The organism is Paenarthrobacter sp. NPDC091711 (assembly GCF_044756605.1).
Classification (GTDB): Bacteria; Actinomycetota; Actinomycetes; order Actinomycetales; family Micrococcaceae; genus Arthrobacter.
The window spans coordinates 248460-264864 of sequence record NZ_JBIVTF010000004.1 but is presented as its reverse complement, the minus strand read 5'-3'; the positions used below and the strand labels follow the sequence as shown (position 1 = coordinate 264864).

Annotated in this window: 18 protein-coding genes; 2 read left to right on the top strand and 16 right to left on the bottom strand. The window is 62.2% G+C overall.

The annotated features are described in order from the left end of the window. Positions 1–76: 76 nt before the first annotated feature. The 5 genes from ACIQH5_RS09110 to ACIQH5_RS09090 all read right to left on the bottom strand — a co-directional run bounded on the left by ACIQH5_RS09110 (position 77) and on the right by ACIQH5_RS09090 (position 6169). A complete protein-coding gene (locus tag ACIQH5_RS09110; RefSeq protein ID WP_400402250.1) occupies positions 77–3106 on the bottom strand; it encodes an AAA family ATPase in 3030 nt (1009 codons plus the stop codon). After that, positions 3103–4293: an exonuclease SbcCD subunit D gene (locus tag ACIQH5_RS09105; RefSeq protein WP_400402247.1), complete on the bottom strand. Its 1191-nt coding sequence runs from the start codon at positions 4291–4293 to the stop codon at positions 3103–3105. The genes ACIQH5_RS09110 and ACIQH5_RS09105 overlap by 4 nt, the downstream gene beginning before the upstream one ends. 68 nt (positions 4294–4361) lie before the next feature. Then, complete coding sequence (locus tag ACIQH5_RS09100) at positions 4362–5303, bottom strand: MIP/aquaporin family protein (RefSeq protein ID WP_400402245.1); 942 nt, start codon at positions 5301–5303, stop codon at positions 4362–4364. A 161-nt stretch (positions 5304–5464) separates the two neighbouring features. Further along, a complete protein-coding gene (locus tag ACIQH5_RS09095; protein ID WP_400402243.1) occupies positions 5465–5809 on the bottom strand; it encodes a DUF202 domain-containing protein in 345 nt (114 codons plus the stop codon). A 3-nt stretch (positions 5810–5812) separates the two neighbouring features. After that, a complete protein-coding gene (locus tag ACIQH5_RS09090; RefSeq protein WP_175538584.1) occupies positions 5813–6169 on the bottom strand; it encodes a YidH family protein in 357 nt (118 codons plus the stop codon). 81 nt (positions 6170–6250) lie between these two features. Between ACIQH5_RS09090 and ACIQH5_RS09085 the strand changes: the two genes are divergently transcribed. Further along, the gene (locus ACIQH5_RS09085; protein WP_400402239.1) at positions 6251–7321 is read left to right on the top strand and encodes an ADP-ribosylglycohydrolase family protein; all 1071 of its coding nucleotides are present in this window, start codon (positions 6251–6253) and stop codon (positions 7319–7321) included. A gap of 7 nt (positions 7322–7328) precedes the next feature. Here the strand turns inward: ACIQH5_RS09085 and ACIQH5_RS09080 are convergent, their stop codons facing one another. From ACIQH5_RS09080 to ACIQH5_RS09060, 5 genes are all read right to left on the bottom strand, one after another. Then, positions 7329–7880, bottom strand: a complete 552-nt coding sequence (locus ACIQH5_RS09080; RefSeq protein WP_400402237.1) for a DUF4395 domain-containing protein — start codon at positions 7878–7880, stop codon at positions 7329–7331. A gap of 68 nt (positions 7881–7948) precedes the next feature. After that, complete coding sequence (locus ACIQH5_RS09075) at positions 7949–8959, bottom strand: exonuclease domain-containing protein (protein ID WP_400402235.1); 1011 nt, start codon at positions 8957–8959, stop codon at positions 7949–7951. Positions 8960–9046: 87 nt separating this feature from the next. After that, entirely contained in the window at positions 9047–9733 is a 687-nt protein-coding gene (locus tag ACIQH5_RS09070) for a hypothetical protein (RefSeq protein ID WP_400402232.1), read from the bottom strand. Further along, on the bottom strand, positions 9730–10659 hold the full coding sequence (locus ACIQH5_RS09065) for an ABC transporter ATP-binding protein (RefSeq protein ID WP_400402230.1): 930 nt from the start codon (positions 10657–10659) through the stop codon (positions 9730–9732). Before ACIQH5_RS09065 ends, ACIQH5_RS09070 begins: the two co-directional genes overlap by 4 nt. Continuing rightward, positions 10656–11057 (bottom strand): GntR family transcriptional regulator, encoded by a 402-nt coding sequence (locus ACIQH5_RS09060; protein ID WP_400402228.1) that lies wholly within the window; start codon positions 11055–11057, stop codon positions 10656–10658. Before ACIQH5_RS09060 ends, ACIQH5_RS09065 begins: the two co-directional genes overlap by 4 nt. Before the next feature lie 130 nt (positions 11058–11187). Here ACIQH5_RS09060 and ACIQH5_RS09055 point away from each other — a divergent pair, with 130 nt between their 5' ends. Beyond that, a complete protein-coding gene (locus ACIQH5_RS09055) occupies positions 11188–11949 on the top strand; it encodes a DedA family protein (protein ID WP_400402499.1) in 762 nt (253 codons plus the stop codon). 66 nt (positions 11950–12015) lie between these two features. Here the strand turns inward: ACIQH5_RS09055 and rdgB are convergent, their stop codons facing one another. From rdgB to clpS, 6 genes are all read right to left on the bottom strand, one after another. After that, positions 12016–12678 (bottom strand): RdgB/HAM1 family non-canonical purine NTP pyrophosphatase, encoded by a 663-nt coding sequence (gene rdgB / locus ACIQH5_RS09050; RefSeq protein ID WP_400402225.1) that lies wholly within the window; start codon positions 12676–12678, stop codon positions 12016–12018. After that, the gene (gene rph / locus ACIQH5_RS09045; protein ID WP_011775233.1) at positions 12675–13433 is read right to left on the bottom strand and encodes a ribonuclease PH; all 759 of its coding nucleotides are present in this window, start codon (positions 13431–13433) and stop codon (positions 12675–12677) included. The genes rdgB and rph overlap by 4 nt, the downstream gene beginning before the upstream one ends. A gap of 63 nt (positions 13434–13496) precedes the next feature. Further along, positions 13497–14294 (bottom strand): MBL fold metallo-hydrolase, encoded by a 798-nt coding sequence (locus ACIQH5_RS09040; protein ID WP_024817258.1) that lies wholly within the window; start codon positions 14292–14294, stop codon positions 13497–13499. Next, the gene (gene murI / locus ACIQH5_RS09035) at positions 14291–15331 is read right to left on the bottom strand and encodes a glutamate racemase (RefSeq protein WP_400402222.1); all 1041 of its coding nucleotides are present in this window, start codon (positions 15329–15331) and stop codon (positions 14291–14293) included. Before murI ends, ACIQH5_RS09040 begins: the two co-directional genes overlap by 4 nt. A 123-nt stretch (positions 15332–15454) precedes the next feature. Continuing rightward, entirely contained in the window at positions 15455–16021 is a 567-nt protein-coding gene (locus tag ACIQH5_RS09030; protein WP_024817260.1) for a DUF2017 domain-containing protein, read from the bottom strand. Next, on the bottom strand, positions 16014–16376 hold the full coding sequence (clpS, locus tag ACIQH5_RS09025; protein ID WP_024817261.1) for an ATP-dependent Clp protease adapter ClpS: 363 nt from the start codon (positions 16374–16376) through the stop codon (positions 16014–16016). Before clpS ends, ACIQH5_RS09030 begins: the two co-directional genes overlap by 8 nt. Between the last annotated feature and the right edge of the window lie 29 nt (positions 16377–16405).

The following is a 16405-nucleotide window of genomic DNA, read 5'->3' as shown; positions in this document are numbered from 1 at the left end:
TCGCTAAAGAATGCGCATCGTCCCTCCTCCCGATGCGCGCGACCCTGTGTAACGGGTTAAGTCTATCGGATACGCCTCAGACAGGAAGAGCTTCGGCAATCCGCACGCTGGAACCGTTTCTGCCCTTTACCACCTGAAGCTGGCTCGTGATCCGTTGCTTCATTTCCGCGACGTGACTGACCAGGCCAACCACCCGGCCGCCATCACGCAGTCCTTCCAGGGCGTCCATCACCTGCTCCAGTGATTGCTCATCCAGGCTGCCGAAGCCTTCGTCAACAAACAGTGTCTCGATATCCACACCGCCGGCCTCCTGCTGGACCACATCGGCGAGGCCTAACGCCAAGGACAACGATGCCATGAAGGACTCTCCGCCAGAGAGCGTGGACGTGTCCCGCCGCTGGCCAGTCCACTCGTCCACGACTTCAAGACCCAGGCCCGACTTTGCACCTCTGGCAGCCTTGGCGTCCGTATGTTGCAACGTGTATCTGCCATCACTCATGGCCACGAGCCGCTCGGAGGCGGCAAGGGCCACCTGTTCCAGCCTTGCTGCCAGGACATAGGTGTTCAGGCTCATCCGGTAGTTGTTATCTCCCGATCCACGCACGGTATCGGCCAGTTCAGCCAGCATGTGCGCCCGGCTCAGAGGTTCCCTTCCTGCTTTCGCCAAGGTCCGGTACTCCTTCCCCAGCCGGGCAACAGCATCCGCCGACTTCCCGGCAAGGCCAGCCGACAATGCCTTGGCCCGCGCATCATCCGCGGCATTGGAAGCAAGAAGCCTCGATTCGGCAAGTTCGTCCTGAGCCAAGGGGAGTTCGCCAATGCTGGCTTCCTTGGCCGCGAGGATCAAATCCTCACTGGCAAACAGTTCATCCAAACGGGACGATTCGGCATCGAAATCAGCCAGGTCCTTTTCAAGGCCCACAACATCGGCCGGCGGGAGGATTTCCCGGCGGGCTTCCTCGCCCGATGCGAAACCGGATTCCGGCAGGGCTTTTTCCAAGGAGACGGCGGCGTCCACGCCGGCCTGTTTCGCCTGGTCCAGTTCCCGGTCTGCATCAACGGCCGCTTGCAGAAGCCCGCGCTCAGCCATCAGCGCTTCCAACCGCTCACGAAGGCTGGGGAATCCTTCCTTCAATCCAGCAAGTTCTGATTCAAGGGCAGCACATTGTTCCTGAAGCAACTGCACAGCCGATGACGCCTGGGCCGCTGCGCTGACGGAGTCAGCGTGCTCTTGCTGGACCAGTGCGATCCGCTTGCTGAGGGCCTCGTGCCGGGCACGAAGCTTTGCCAACTCCGCTGCCGCCTGACGTGCCGCCGAGGCAGCTTCACGGGCGGATGCCCGCTGTGACTCTGCTTCAGCAGCATCAACTGAACCACCCTGGGCCACCAGCCCGGCGAGCACCTGCGCTGCGGAGGAAACCTGCTCAGCGAGGAGCCCAAGGGCTTTTTCGCTGGCCTCAAACCGTTCCTTGGCTTCTTCCTCTTCCTGGGCGAGGGAGAGTGCTGTTTGCACGGCTTCGGCGGGGTGAGGATGCTCTTCGCTTCCGCAAACGGCGCACGGCTTTCCGCTCTCCAACGCCGCTGCCAGCTCCCCTGCTGCGTTGGCCAGACGCAGCTCACGAACATCAAGCCACTTCTGCCGGAGGTCTTGGGACGAGGTCCTGGCCTGGAGATGCCTCCGGGTCATCTCGTCCAACTCACGGGCGGCAGTTGCGTGACGGGCCACAATCCCCACCAACTCGGCAGCATCAGCAGCCGCCCGTTCCAGTTCCGTCAGTTGCTCAGCCAAAGGCTCATGCGGCTGGATCTCTGACTCCACAGCGGACACGTCCCGGCGCAACTGTTCCAGGACGGTGGAAGACTCCGCGGCAGCTGCCTGATGTTTAGAGACTTCCCCGTCCACGGTTACCAGCCGGGCTGCGATCACTTCCAAGCGCTGCTCATCCGGCAACCGGGCCTCAAGAACTGCGCAGCTGGCCTTTACGGATTCCAGCGCCACATCCGCAGGGGCAGCATCCAAGCCCGCAGCCACCAGTTTCCCGCGGATCCCGTCAGCACGGGCTGCGGCGGCTTCAAGTTTGCGTGCCGCCGCATCGACTGCTTCCAGTTGGCCACTGAGAACGGCGGCCCGCCGGTGCTTTCCGAGCATCTCCTTGTTCTCCAATGCCCGGGGCGCTGCCAGTTCAAGCAGCACCCGCCGCTGCATCGCAGCGCCGAGCCGCCCGTGCCTCAGCGACCTCTCCTGGGCCTCTTGGAACCGTTCCTGAAGGCGGGTAGACAACGACGCCGCCTCAGCTGCCTCGTCCTGCCGACGCTTCCATTCAGCCCGTATTTCTGCCTCTACACCGGCCAGCCAGGCCTCCGGCTCCTGTCCTGGATCCATCCCGGAGGCCGGAGACGCATCGGCCGAGGTTTCAGCCGCGGGAAGATCCACGTGATCCCTCTCCGACACAACCCGGTCCAGCAGCAGCTTGAGCTCTGAAGCGTTCTCCTGAACTGCACGCGTTGCATCGGCCGATAGTTGAAGAAGCTGGCGTTCAACCGTTTCGAATCGATGCGTACCAAACAGTTTCTGCAGGAGGTCCAGCCGTTCGTTGGCCTTGGACCTCAGGAACGCCGCGAAATCGCCCTGTGGCAGCATCACCACACGGGTGAATTGCTCCCGGTCCATTCCCAGGACGTCCGAGAGCTCCGCACCTACCTCATCATTCCTGGATGATTTCTCTTCCCAGCTCCCGGCTACGCGTTCCCTGAGGAGGGTCTTGGCCTGTTGGGTGGTATATCCATTGCGGCCGCGGGCGCTGGGCCGGTCCCACGCCGGTGATCGCGTCACTTCAAAACGGCGGCCACGCGCGGAGAACTCACACACTACGCGCGGCTCCGCACCGGGCGCCGCATGGTCGCTTCGTAGCCGCTTCCCTTCCTGACGGGTGCCGGGAACGGAGCCGTACAGGGCAAAACAGATGGCATCCAGAATGCTGGTCTTACCGGCGCCTGTTGCGCCGTTGAGGAGAAAAAGCCCCTGTGCGCTCAAATGGTCGAAGTCAATATGTTGTGGCGTTGCAAACGGGCCGAAAGCTTCAATTTCCAAACGATGAATTCTCACAGCTCGGCCTCCTGGACCCGGACAGCTTCAAGTGCTTCGCGCAGTGCAGCCTCTTCAGCATGGTTTGCGCCGCGGTCCCTGACATGTTCCAGGAAGCCACAGCAGACTCCGAGGTCATCTTCTGCTGCCGCAAGGCGATTGCTGTAGCTGGTGGCGGTCCGCGCTTCAGCACCTTGGGGATCGAAAGAGAGCACCAAGGTCTCCGGAAAACGAGCGCGAACCCTCTCCATGGCCTGCGCAGGACGTTGCGCGTCCGTTAGCGTGACCTGGCAATATGCGCTCTCTGCCCATGCATGCTCTTCGCCGCTCAGCAGATCCTCCAGCGTCCCACGCAACGTAGCCAGGGCTTTGGGGGCTTCCCAGAGAACTTCCTCAACATCCATGGCACCGTCCGCGCCAAGGTCCACGAGCCACGCACCTTTGTAATGCTTGGCTTCTGAAAATGAATAAGCCAAGGGAGAACCGGAATAGCGGACATTGGGGGCCAGCTCCTGCCGCCCATGAAGGTGACCCAGCGCGGTATAGGCGAAGTCCTCAAAGAGATCCAGAGGAACCGCGCCGAGCCCGCCGATGCTCAGATCCCGTTCGCTCTCTGAGGTGATGCCGCCACTGGCAAAAGTATGCGCAAGGACAACCGGATAAACGGGTCCTGATGCGCGGCGTTTCTCAACATCCTTCCGGATCCGCTCCACCGCTGCCAGGGTGACATCAAAATGGTTGGCGTTCTCGGCGCCCAACCTTTCCGCGACGAGCCGGGGTTCAAGATAGGGGATGCCATAGATAGCCACCTGGCCGTTCCCTGAGCGGTCCGCACCGTCTCCATCTGCTTCCAGCGGAAACAGCACTGGAACATCAAGTTCCTCCACCTGCGTCCTGAGGTGGACTCCCCCGCGTTCCAGCAAACGGGAAGCAAAACCCAACCTAATGGCGGAGTCGTGGTTGCCACTGGTCAAGACCACGCCGGCCCCCGCCTGCGTGATGCGCACCAGAGCGTCATCGAGGAGTTTAACCACATCCAGTCCCGGCAGAGCGCGATCGTAGACGTCGCCGGCTATCAGGACGACATCAACGGACTTCGACTCCACCAGTGATACCAGCTGGTCCACGAAGTTCCGTTGGGCATCAAGCATGCCAACGCCGTGGAATGACCGGCCCAGGTGCCAATCGGAAGTGTGAAGTAACCGCATGTTCTCAAGTTAACCGGGGGCACCGACAATAAAGCGGAGGCGAGCCGTCCGCCGTCGATCCCGTCAGGTTATTTCCCTTTTTTACCGTCGAAGAAATCCCGGGCGTCATCGTTGGCCGGCGCGGCCGGCACAGCTCGCGGAGAGGCGATGTCGGGTTTCACGGCGGTTTCCTTGACCTCTGTGCCCTTGACTTCAGTGTCCTCAATCGGCTCGTCGTTGGCATCGAAGGAGTCGTTGATACCGTCGCTGCCGCCCTGAAAGTCCTCAGTCGCGGCAGGAGCTGACAGGCCTTGGAAGCCACGGAAGGCAAGGCCGGCGAGCGCGGCACCCATCAGCGGGGCCACCCAGAAGAGCCACAGACCCTCCATGGCCCAGGACGAGCTGAAGAATGCTTGGGCTGTTGCCCGTGCAGGGTTGAAGGGAAGGTTTCCCAATACCTGTCCGAGCTGAAGAAGAACAGCCATTGACAAGCCCACTGCAAAGGGCGCCATGGCAGGTACGGCACGGCGGCCCGCTGTCGCACCAAGGAACACAGCCACAATGAGAGCTGCACCAAGGACCTCCACCAACAGAACTCCGGCCAGCTGTGTCTGCGCGGCGGCGTGTTCGCCAAAGCCCGGCGCAACGACGTCGAACGCGGCCCTGGCGTCCTTGAGGACCGGCACCGTGCTCACCACAAAGTAGATCAACGCAGCACCAATCACACTGCCGATGATTTGCGCCGCCAGGTAGCCCAAGGCCGCCACGGCCCGGATTCGGCCGGCGATCAGATTGCCCAGGGTGATCACAGGGTTGAAGTGGCCTCCCGACACATAGCCGAAGGCCAGCATGGCTGCCGTCACTGCAAGGCCGGTCGCAAGAGCTAGCGGCAAGGGGGCGGCACCAGGATTTGAAAAGATCCCGACTCCCACCGCAACGACAACAACGAACATCGATCCCAACGCTTCAGCAGACAGCCGGGCAACGAGTCCCGGCTGGGCTTCTGGTGTGGCCTGTACAGATGAGGTCATGTGGAATGAGTCCTTACGGTTGGTGTGGATGCCGGTATGACCGGCTTCGTCGCTGCGGACGCTGGAGCTTGGCGCTGGCGTTGCAGTCAGTGATGCAAGCTCAAAGCCACTGAGCATTGTGTCAGCCGAGTCTGGGCGCTGGCTGAATTCCACCTCCGAGCTTATCCGCCCAGCGCTATGGCAGCGATGGCTGTGGCACCAAGTCCCACCACAGCCAACGTGCTGACCAGGACGAGCCGGGCCGACGCTGCCTCGTTACCTGCATGGAGTTGGCGTGAGCGGACCCACACCACAGAGGCCAGCACGATGGTGGCTGCGGCTGCCATGAGGGCGCAGATCCCTTGGTAGTCAAGCCCTGGAAGGCCGGCCACGAGGTTGCCGGTGGAGGGTTCGGACGTCAGCCAACTCCGCCAAATAAAGAGGTCCACCACTACCAGGGAAATCAGCGTCCGGCGCCATGCCAACGTGGTGCGCTCGGGCTGCAACCCGGGATCGCGGACTTCCATCCTTTACCGCGCCACCAGAATCAGCACCGCAAAGGCGAAGGCTGCCACGGCCACCACAATGGTCATGAACAACATGACACGGGAGAACGGGAGCGCCTGATCGTTGCGCATCGCGGCTTCCATCTGCCCCCAACGGCGGTATGAAAGGGCAGCCAGCCCCGCCCCTACCAAAGCCAGCAGGACACAGAGGACCAGGCGTACTGGCGTGGGCGCGATGTTCGGAGCCAGCTGGTCAACAGCGACCGCGCCGGCGAGCAAGGCCAAGGACGTGCGGATCCACGCGAGGAAGGTACGTTCGTTGGCGAGAGAAAACCTGTAATCGGGGGTCTTGCCTGTCCGTCGCCAAGCAGGTTCACGCAAAATGTCACTCCAAGTTTTGTCAGTGCCGGGCAGCTTCCCCACCATATCAGCGGAGGTTCGCAGGCACGGTAAGTTACTGGCATGAGTGTTGAGCCTAAGTCCCCCGCCGTTCCTTCCTTCGAGTCCCGCGTCCATGGGTCACTGTTGGGCGGCGCGCTGGGTGATTCCCTTGGTTATGCGGTGGAGTTCGAGTCCCTTGCCGCGATTCGCGCGCGCTACGGTTCTGCCGGCCTGACGTCCTTTGGTCAGCTCGACAGCGGCAGTCACTTCTCGGACGACACGCAAATGACGCTGTACACCGTCGACGGCTTGGTGGAAGCGCTCGAATGGGCGAACGACGGCGTAGCGGCGGACGAGATTGCCTGCCTGTGGCTGGCCTACCTGCGCTGGCTCGCCACGCAGGACGTTGCTGTTGCTTCCTCCGCACCCGTGCCGCAACCGCGGTGGATCGACGCGCAGGATGTCCTGCGTCACCGCCGCGCACCCGGTAACGCCTGCCTCAGCGGTTTGGCATCGGGCCACATGGGAACAGTTGCCCGTCCGGTCAATGCCGATTCCAAAGGTTGCGGCACCGTAATGCGTTCAGCCCCGTTCGGACTCATCCCCCACATTTCACGCGAAGCGGTCTACAAGCTCAGCTCGGACGCCGCTTCATTGACGCACGGACACCCTTCAGCGCGGCTCAGTGCAGCAGCTTTTAGCCTGCTGATCCACAACATCGTGGCCGGAAGCGGCATCCGCGATGCCGCCACCGAGGCCCTCATCTACGTGAACGGCGTCCCCACCAAAGCACCCGAACTTGCGCAGCGGCTGGAAGGAGCCCTGCAGCTGTCCCTAGAGGGCTCCCCCTTGGACCCGGACGAACTGACCACCTCGCTGGGCGAGGGGTGGATCGCCGAGGAAGCACTCGCCGTCGGGCTGTACGCTGTGCTGGCCACCGGTGGCGACACGCCGGCAGAGCACTTCCGGAACGCGATAAGCGTGGCCATCAATCACAGTGGCGACAGCGACTCCACCGGGTCCATTGCCGGAAACATCCTGGGCGCCTACTACGGCGAGGACTGCTTGCCGGCCGACTGGCTGGAGGCCTTGGAAGCCCCGGAGGTGGTACGCGGCATGGCGGATCGCTTGCTTGCCGTCACCACCGGCTAAAAAGGGGTTACGCCCGCCGCAGCGTCACGTTGTTGCATGCTTCGCAAACTTCCTCGGGGATGAGGCCTCGGCGCAGCAGGAACCCAAAGATGGCGCAGCCGAGGCAGAAGCCCACAAACGCTTCCAGCGAAGCCGCCACGATCAGCAGCGTCAGCAGGACCCAGGCGGCTGGCTGGAGACCGGTGAAAAACAGCACGACGGCGGCGGTGGTCAGGGCGGCACCGATGCCCTGGGCGAAACGCTTGGGTGGACCCGCAACCAGCTTGGCGTGGCCGATCCTGGACGCCAACAGCTTCACTGACAGAAGTGCGAGCGGGGAGATCCGTGGCCCGAACAGCACACGGAGCCAGAAGCCGATTGCCAGCGCCACCAAGCCCCAGGCCCAGCCGGTCAACAGGGTGACGACCGCCAGCACCACCACCAGCCCGGCTGTGATCCGGGCGGCGTATTCGTTGACGGGGTTCGGGAAAGCGAACACAGTCCGCCAATCCAGCCCGCCGTTTCCGGAAACGTCCGCAGGCTGGTGCGCCGGCGCTTGGAGAGGGCTGGGCTTGGTCATGCACCAAGGCTAGGAGTGCTGCTCCACTGACCGGAAGCATTGTTGCGCTCTATGACCCGAAGGCCCCTTCAGGCGCCGCCCACCATCTGCAGGAATTCCCCTTCGGACACAACCTCGATTTGCTGGCCCTTGGCATGGAGTTCCAGGACCCGCTTGGCCTTGCCTGTGAGCCGGCCTGCGCGAAGGTCACCCGCCACAAAGCCATCACCGACGATCAGCACAGTAGTCCGTGCAGTTACCCGGCTTTCGGGACGTGCGCCCATGTCCGCGGCCCGTGACTTTGCCTCCGGCCTGGTAATAGCGAGGTCGCCGGTGAACACCACGGTCTGGCCGAAGAGCGGGTGTCCGGGTTCCGCGGACGGGTTCGGCAACGGGTTGGGTCCCTCCTCCGGCCAGGTCTGGAAGGCACCTGGCACACCCAGTGCACGTTCGAGCGTGCCTTCCGCGGCGATTCCGGCCCTGGCCGCGAGTGCGGACATGGTGGCTTTGGAGAGACCTTGCGTGGGATCGAAGGCGGGTTGCTTCGGCAGGCTAAGGCCGAGGGAAAGGTAGAGCTCGGCGATGCTGTTGGCGTTGTTCCGCCTGGCGATATCCACCAGGATGCCGGCGCAGGCGCGTGCGTCTTCCGCGGCGTCGTGGTGATTGACCAGGGGAACCCCGGCTTCCTCTGCCGCATAGGGCAAAGAGTTGGATACCAGCGAATAGCAGCGGCGGGAGAGCATCACGGTGCACACGTAGTCATAAGCCGGCCCGGCCAGGCCTGAGACTTCCAGGCCTGAGCGAATAACGCCGAGGTCGAAGGCTGCGTTATGGGCGGCGAGTACGTCGTCGCCAATGAATGCGCCGATTTCCGGGAAGAGCTCTCCGAACCGTGGGCGGCCGGCGACGTCTTCGGCACGGATGCCGTGGATGCGGGTGTTGTGGAATTCGAAGTGATCGTGGTTTTCGGGCGGGCGCATGAGCCAGGAGGCTTCCTCGACTACAACTCCGTTGCGGACTTTGCTGAGGCCCACCGAACACGGGGACCCCCTGAAGCCGTTGGCTGTTTCAAAGTCGATCGCCGTAAAGTCCAATGCCACTGGACAAGGTTACAGCCGGAAAAGGCCGCCACAGCCGATTTACGCGGCGGGGCGGCCCTTCCGGCCGGTATTGTGGCGAACGCTACATCAGGGTGTTGCCCGCCGCAGCGTCGCATAGGATCCGGCAGCCAGAGCGACGCATAGCAGCGCCGCCCAGCCGCTGATGCTCAGCGGTGTCTGCTGAACCATCCAATTCCCAACATGCCCCCACCATTCGAGCAAGGTGGTCAGGGCGGCAAGGCCGATCAGGATCACAGCCGTTCCAAGCGTGGATACCAAGGTGCCGCTGGTCCCCCAGCGCTTGAAGATGGTGGCGAACCAGAATCCGATGATGAACATGAACATCATCACTACGAAGAAGAACGCCGCGGTGGAGTACCAGGGCCCATCAGTCACCCAGGGGATCTTGAAGAAGTACCCATAAACGCCCCACCCGTTGGTTGCCTCCTCGATCACACCGCCCAGCAGGTAAATGCCGGTCATACCGAGGGCAATCAGGGAGAAGAGTCCCAGGGTTCCCAGGTAGAACGCCCTGCGGCTGATACTCAGGCCCTGCGAGAACGGGAAGACCAGGGTCATGCTTTGAATTCCCAGGACCATGAAGTACCACATGGGGGCCTGGCTGCCTCCGCCGTATTTGCCTTCGTTCACGGGAATGAGGGCGAAGATGGCGAGCGACATCAGGAATGCGGCCGCGAGGATGGTCAGCGGCCATCCGATGTAAGTCCATTTATTGATCAGTTGCATCCTGGCAACTGCCATGGTCCTGCTCATCGCCTTGCCTCCAAGGTGTCATCGGCGAAATCTCCAGTGGTGGATGTGGTGCCAACGCCGGCCATGGTCTTTCGCACCACCAATTGCTGCAGGGATACGGGCGACAATTCGAGGCCCAGTTCCAGCGCTTCGGCACGTTCCCGGCTGCTCAGTGCCTCATCGACGGTCACTGATGCCAGTGACCCCAGCGTTTCCCGGTGCAGGATCTTCCGGCCGGCCAGGAAGGCGTCCACCTTTTCAGCAGAGCCGGAAACCGTCACGGCGGAGCCACGGATATCCTCGGCATCAGCGTCCATGATGATCCTGCCCCGATCGATGACCACCACGTGCTCCAACAGGTTGGCTACTTCATCGATCAGGTGTGAGGAAAGGATGATGGTGCGCGGGTGCTCAGCGTAGTCCTCCACCAGGCGGTCATAGAACAACTGCCGGGCAACGGCGTCGAGTCCCAAATATGGCTCGTCGAAGAAGGTCAGCTCTGCCCGGGAGGCCAAGCCAATGATGACCCCCACAGCGGACAGCTGCCCGCGCGAGAGCTTCTTGATCCTCCGCTTTACGGGAAGCTGGAAGTCCTCGGCCAGGCGGTCGGCGAACTCCTGGTCCCAGTTCTTGTAGAACAGCGCAGCGGAACGGAACGCGTGCCGCGGCTGGAAGTCATCCGGGTACTTCTGCGATTCGCGGATAAAGCAGATCCGGGACAGCACCGCATCGTTCTCGTAGGCGCTGGCTCCGAAGACGAGTGCCTCACCGGACGTGGCGAAGGCCTGGGCCGTCAAGATGGACATCAGGGTGGTCTTGCCTGCTCCGTTGCGCCCCAGCAATCCATAGATGCGGTTGGCCGAGAGGCTCAGGTTCACGTTGTCCAGAGCATTCAGGTCTTTGTAGTGCTTGATCAGGTTACGGGCCTCGACGATGGTGTCGTTCACAGGGCCGCGCTCCTTTCCTTATCAGTCCCGGGTTCCGGGTGGAGCCCGGAGCTGCGTTCAATCATGGTGTTGAGCTGCTCTGCGGAGATGCCCAGTTTCCGGGCCTCCAATGCCAGCGGCTTGACGTACTGCTCGAAGAACTCCTCGGTGCGGCGGGCTACCAGTTGGGCGCGTGCCCCTGTAGCTACGAACATCCCTATCCCCCTGCGTTTGTAGAGAATTCCTGAATCCACCAGCACATTGACGCCCTTGGCAGCGGTTGCCGGGTTGATGCGGTGGAAAGCTGCGAACTCATTGGTGGAAGGCACCTGGGATTCCTCGGCCATACTGCCGTCCACAATTCCGTTCTCTATGAGTTCGGCGATCTGCAGGAAGATCGGCTTGCTGTCGTCGATCATGAGCATCACCGCCTCACTGGTTCGTTACTCATGTAACTAACCATACAACCAGCAAAGCAGGAGTCAAGAGGATGCCAGGAAAAATACGACGACGGCCGTCAAGTAGGCTTGATAGGTGATCTTTTCTGCGATAAGCGACCTTGCCGTATCCACTTTCGGGGGCGCGGGCCCGGTACAGCCGCCTATGGCTTCGTTCCTGCCGGACTGGCTGAACCCCGACGTCTTCCTCCGCGATTCACCGTTGGGACCATGGGTGGTCCTTCTGGTCTGCGCCATTGTGTTCGCAGAAACAGGGCTCCTCGTGGGGTTCTTCCTGCCGGGTGACTCCATGCTGTTCACGGCGGGACTTCTGGTCTCCACCGGAGCCATCGAGTTCAACCTGTGGGCCATGTGCGCCATGATCATCGTGGCTGCCATCATCGGCAACCAAACCGGCTATCTCATAGGCTCCAAAGCCGGCCCGGCGATCTTCAATAAGCCGGATTCACGGCTATTCAAAAAGGAAAACGTGGAGAGCGCCCACGCGTTCTTCGAAAAGCACGGCGGCAAGGCCTTGATCCTGGCGCGATTTGTTCCCATCATCCGCACGTTCGTGCCGGTGATTGTGGGCGTTGCCCAGATGGACAAGCGCAAGTTCTTCCTCTTCAACGTCATTGGAGCAGTCCTCTGGGGCGGCGGCGTAACCCTGCTCGGCGCGTGGCTTGGCCAGTTCGAATGGGTCGGTAACAACATCGACATCATCTTCATCGTCATCGTCCTGATCTCAGTCATCCCGATCTTCATTGAGATCGGCCGTGGATTCGTGGCAAAGCGGAAGGCTGCGGCCGAAGGCACGGACCCCGTGGAAGAGTTCATCGAGGAGCACGAGGGCGGCAAGCACACCGAGCACTAAGGCTCCCCCACCCAAGAACGACAAAAGGCACCCCGCCCGGCGGGGTGCCTTTTGCATACCCAAGAACTACGTGGAACGGGCCTCCGACAACGCCGACACGATGGCTGGAAGCAGCGCCCGGAACGCCTGTCCGCGGTGGCTAATGGCGTTCTTCTCCTCAGAGCTGAGCTCGGCACAGCTGCGGTCCATCCCGGCCGGTTGCAGCACGGGGTCGTATCCAAAGCCGCCTTCACCGCGAGGCTCACGCAACAGCGTCCCCTCCAGCTGGCCGTACTCCACGGTCTCCCGGGCAATGCCGTCAGGACCTGGCACCGCCAAAGCTGCGGCGCAAACGAATGCGGCTCCCCGGAACGCATCCGGAACATCGGAGAGCTGGGCAAGAAGCAGGTTCAGGTTGGCGGTGTCGTTCCCGTGCGTGCCGGACCATCGCGCAGAGAAGATGCCCGGTGCTCCACCCAGGACATCCACAGCAAGGCCGGAATCGTCGGCAATGGCTATCAGGCCGGTGGCCTCTGCAACAGCCCGGGCTTTGAGGAGTGAGTTCTCAGCAAACGTGACGCCGGTTTCGGCAACATCCGGGGCACCTGCCGCAGAAGCGTCCACTACCTGGGTGTCGACATCGAGCCCTGGAACCTGGCCCCTGAGCAATTCGCGGAGTTCCTTCAGCTTGCCCTTGTTGTGGGTCGCCAGGACGAGGCGCGGGTCGCTGGGGACCTGCGTGTCGCTCACGGGGCTTCCGCCAGCGTCTCGCGCTGAATGGCGGACAGCTGAGTGGTGCCGAGAAGGGCGAGATCAAGCAGGGCGTTGAGCTCGTCGCGGTCGAAAGGAGCGCCTTCGGCCGTGCCCTGAACTTCGACGAACTTGCCCGAACCGGTCACCACAACGTTCATGTCCGTCTCCGCACGAACATCTTCCACGTATGGGAGGTCCAGCATGGGGACGCCATCGATGATGCCGACCGAGACTGCCGCAATGGTGTCTACCAGGGGCTCCGCATTACGGGCGATGAGCTTGTTCTCACGGGCAAAACGGATGGCTTCGGCAAGCGCCACGTAGGCGCCGGTGATCGCTGCGGTGCGCGTGCCGCCGTCGGCCTGCAGAACGTCGCAGTCCAGGACGATCGTGTTTTCGCCCAAGGCCTTGGTGTCGATGATGGACCGGAGCGAGCGGCCAATGAGGCGCGAGATCTCGTGCGTGCGTCCACCGATCTTGCCCTTGACAGACTCACGGTCCGACCTGGTGTTGGTGGCGCGCGGGAGCATTGCGTATTCGGCCGTGACCCAACCGCGGCCTTCGCCCTTCAGCCAGCGGGGCACACCCTCGGTCAGCGAAGCAGTGCAGAGAACCCTGGTGTTGCCGAACTCGATCAGCGCCGAGCCCTCGGCCTGCTTCGACCAACCGCGGGTGATGCTGATGGGTCGGAGTTGGTCCGGGGTCCGGCCGTCGGCGCGGATGACGGGCGTGGCTGTAGCTTCAGAAGTCATGGTTCCAGCTTAGCCAAGCTGACGGCACCCATCCGACGCCGGGAGCCACCACCCCCTGGGGAACTAGATGGTGTAGTGGACTCCGGCGACGGCAACAGCAACATCACCGGCGAAGACCGGCTTGGCCTCGGACAACACTTTGGTCTGCGAAGTCCACACGGGGATGTGCGTCAGGAGAAGCCGCTTGGCACCGGCATTCATGGCAGCCTCACCTGCACGCTTACCAGTGAGGTGCACATCCTTGATGCCGTCATCCCGGCCTTCCTCAAACGCCGCCTCGCACAGGAACAGGTCCGAGCCCTTCGCAGCGTCTTCGAGTCCCTGGCAGGAATCGGTATCCCCCGAGTAGGTGAGGATCTTGGTCACGGGAACTCCGTCCTTGCCCGGCTCGGTGGCCGTGACACGCAAGGCATAGGCCTCTTCGACAGGGTGGTTAACGGCGAAGGGAGTCACCGTGAAAGGACCCACCGTAACCGGCTTGAGTTCGGTCCAATTGGTGAAGTCGAATTCCTCATGCATGCCGGGATCTAGGTCCAGCCCATACGCTGTGGCCATCCTGTCTGCGGTAGCTGCAGGACCCCACACCGGCAGGCGATCCCGGCCCCATCCGCCGGGCTTCCAGCGGACCGCCACATGAAGGCCACAAAGGTCCATGCAGTGATCGGGATGAAGGTGGGTGAGGAAGATCGCGTCGATGTCTTCCAGGTCCGTATAGCGCTGAATGGCACCCAAGGCTCCGCTGCCCAGGTCCATCACGATCTTCCACTCGCGCTCACCGTCGTGGGCAGTCACCAAGTAACACGACGCCGGCGAACCGGGACCGGGGAAAGAGCCTGTGCAGCCCACGATGGTCAACTTCACAGGTCACGTCCCATGGTTGTTCCGGTGCCGCGGCTGAGGGGTTCCTCAGGCTGGACGAAGTAAGAGCGGCGGGACAGCCCGGATCCGGACCGTGCTGCTTCCAGCATCTCGGGTGTGATGCGAGCCAAGCTGCCCGTGGGGTACTGGGCCGCGACGTGGTCCACATGCTTCACGGAGAGGACTTCAGGCCCCAGGAAGCGGCGGGCCAAGGTCTCAAACTGGGTGGCGTCACCGGTAGCTATGAATTCGTGGCTCGGTGCGCGTGTCTCCGTCCGCTGGATGCCGTGGTTGGCCAAGGCGCGGTAGACGTCCTTGGCAGTCTCTTCGGCACTGGAAACCAGCGTGACGTCCTCGCCCATGACAAACGAAATGACACCGGTCAGCAGCGGGTAGTGGGTGCAGCCCAGGACAACAGTGTCCACTCCGGCGGCCTTGAGGGGCTCGAGGTATTCATTGGCAGCAGCCAAGAGCTCGGGACCGGTGGTGATTCCGGCTTCCACAAATTCCACGAACGCCGGGCAGGCCACGGACGTAATGGTGAGGTCCGGGGCGGCAGCAAAAGTGTCCTCATAAGCCCTGGAACCCACCGTGGCGGAGGTTCCGATGACGCCGATCTTGCCCGAACGGGTAGCCGAGACTGCGCGCCTTACCGCCGGCTGGATCACTTCAATGACCGGGATGCCATAACGGGCGGTGTAGCGTTCCCTGGCATCCCGGAGCACCGCGGCCGAAGCCGAGTTGCAAGCAATGGTCAACAGCTTCACCCCGGAATCCACCAATTCGTCCATGACGCCCAGAGCGTTGGCACGAACCTCTGCAATAGGGAGTGGACCGTAGGGGCCGTGAGCGGTGTCGCCAACGTAGAGGATGGATTCGTTGGGGAGCTGATCGATAATGGACCGCGCCACAGTCAGTCCACCCACGCCTGAATCAAAAATCCCGATTGGACGTGCGCCTACGAGCTCCCCGTGTTCCCCGTTGCCGATGGGGGCATCACTGCCCAGGACGCCGCTTGGTGAACCCGAATCTGAAGTCATAATTATTCGAGAATAAGGCTTCCCGTGGTGTGCGGCCATTACCTGTGCTCTCCGCCATGTGTCTGATGTGTCACAAGTCAGCCGGATCTGTTGGAGGGCAGCAGCGGCAACCCGCCGCCAGGATCAGGATTTCCCCTGCCTTGCGGCCATCATCGCCTGAACCAAAGACTCCTGGAGCCACGTAGTGAAGTTGTAGACGAGGGCCAGGTAACTCTCCACGTCCTCGGCCTGACTCCAGTCCTGCATGCTGTGGATGTGCTCGGCATCGGCTTCATCGCGAATATCCAGGCGTTCGGCCAGCACAAGCCGGACGTCGTTGAGCGCCATGGACCAGCGGGTGGCGTCCTCGGGCGAGAGAACCAGCTCGTCCTTATCCAAGCCCAAAGCGGCAGCCCTCAAAGCGCCGATCTTGCTTTCCCGGACAGAGCGTTCGGTGAGCTGGCGGAACTCCAGCGAGCCGTCGTCGTCGTCCTTCATGACGTTAGGCAACAGACGCAGCAGGGCGCGGTCGCTGGGCTGCTTGACGTCCATATCCAAGCCGATCAGTGCAGCGAGGGGGTCTTCGTTCTCCCGCACGTCCGACTCCAGCATGGAAATGACGTCGTCCAGCAATCCGCGCAGGAGATCGCGCTCCGCAGGCTCCAGGTATCCGCTGATGCCCTTGAGGCCGTACTTGAATGCCTTAGCCACGCTGGCGGCCGCCCTTCCCGGGTGTTTCGTTGCCGCTCGCGGCCTTCTCAACTGTGGCCCACAAACCAAAACCGTGCATGGCCACGGCGTGCTGCTCCACTTGTTCCTTGCTGCCGTGGGCAACAATGGACCGGCCCTTCTTATGGACCTCCATCATGAGCTTATGGGCTTTGGACTCGGAGTAGCCGAAGTAACTCTGGAACACAAAGCTCACGTAGCTCATCAGATTCACGGGATCATTCCAGATCACAAGGTTCCACGGGATATCAGGGGCTGTCAGGACATCGGTGGAGGACTGCTCTGCAGCTTTCGTCCGCTCATCGATGTCCGTGCCGTACGCAACGCTAGGGCTCATCTGTCCATTCTATGGCGGCTCGCACTAGA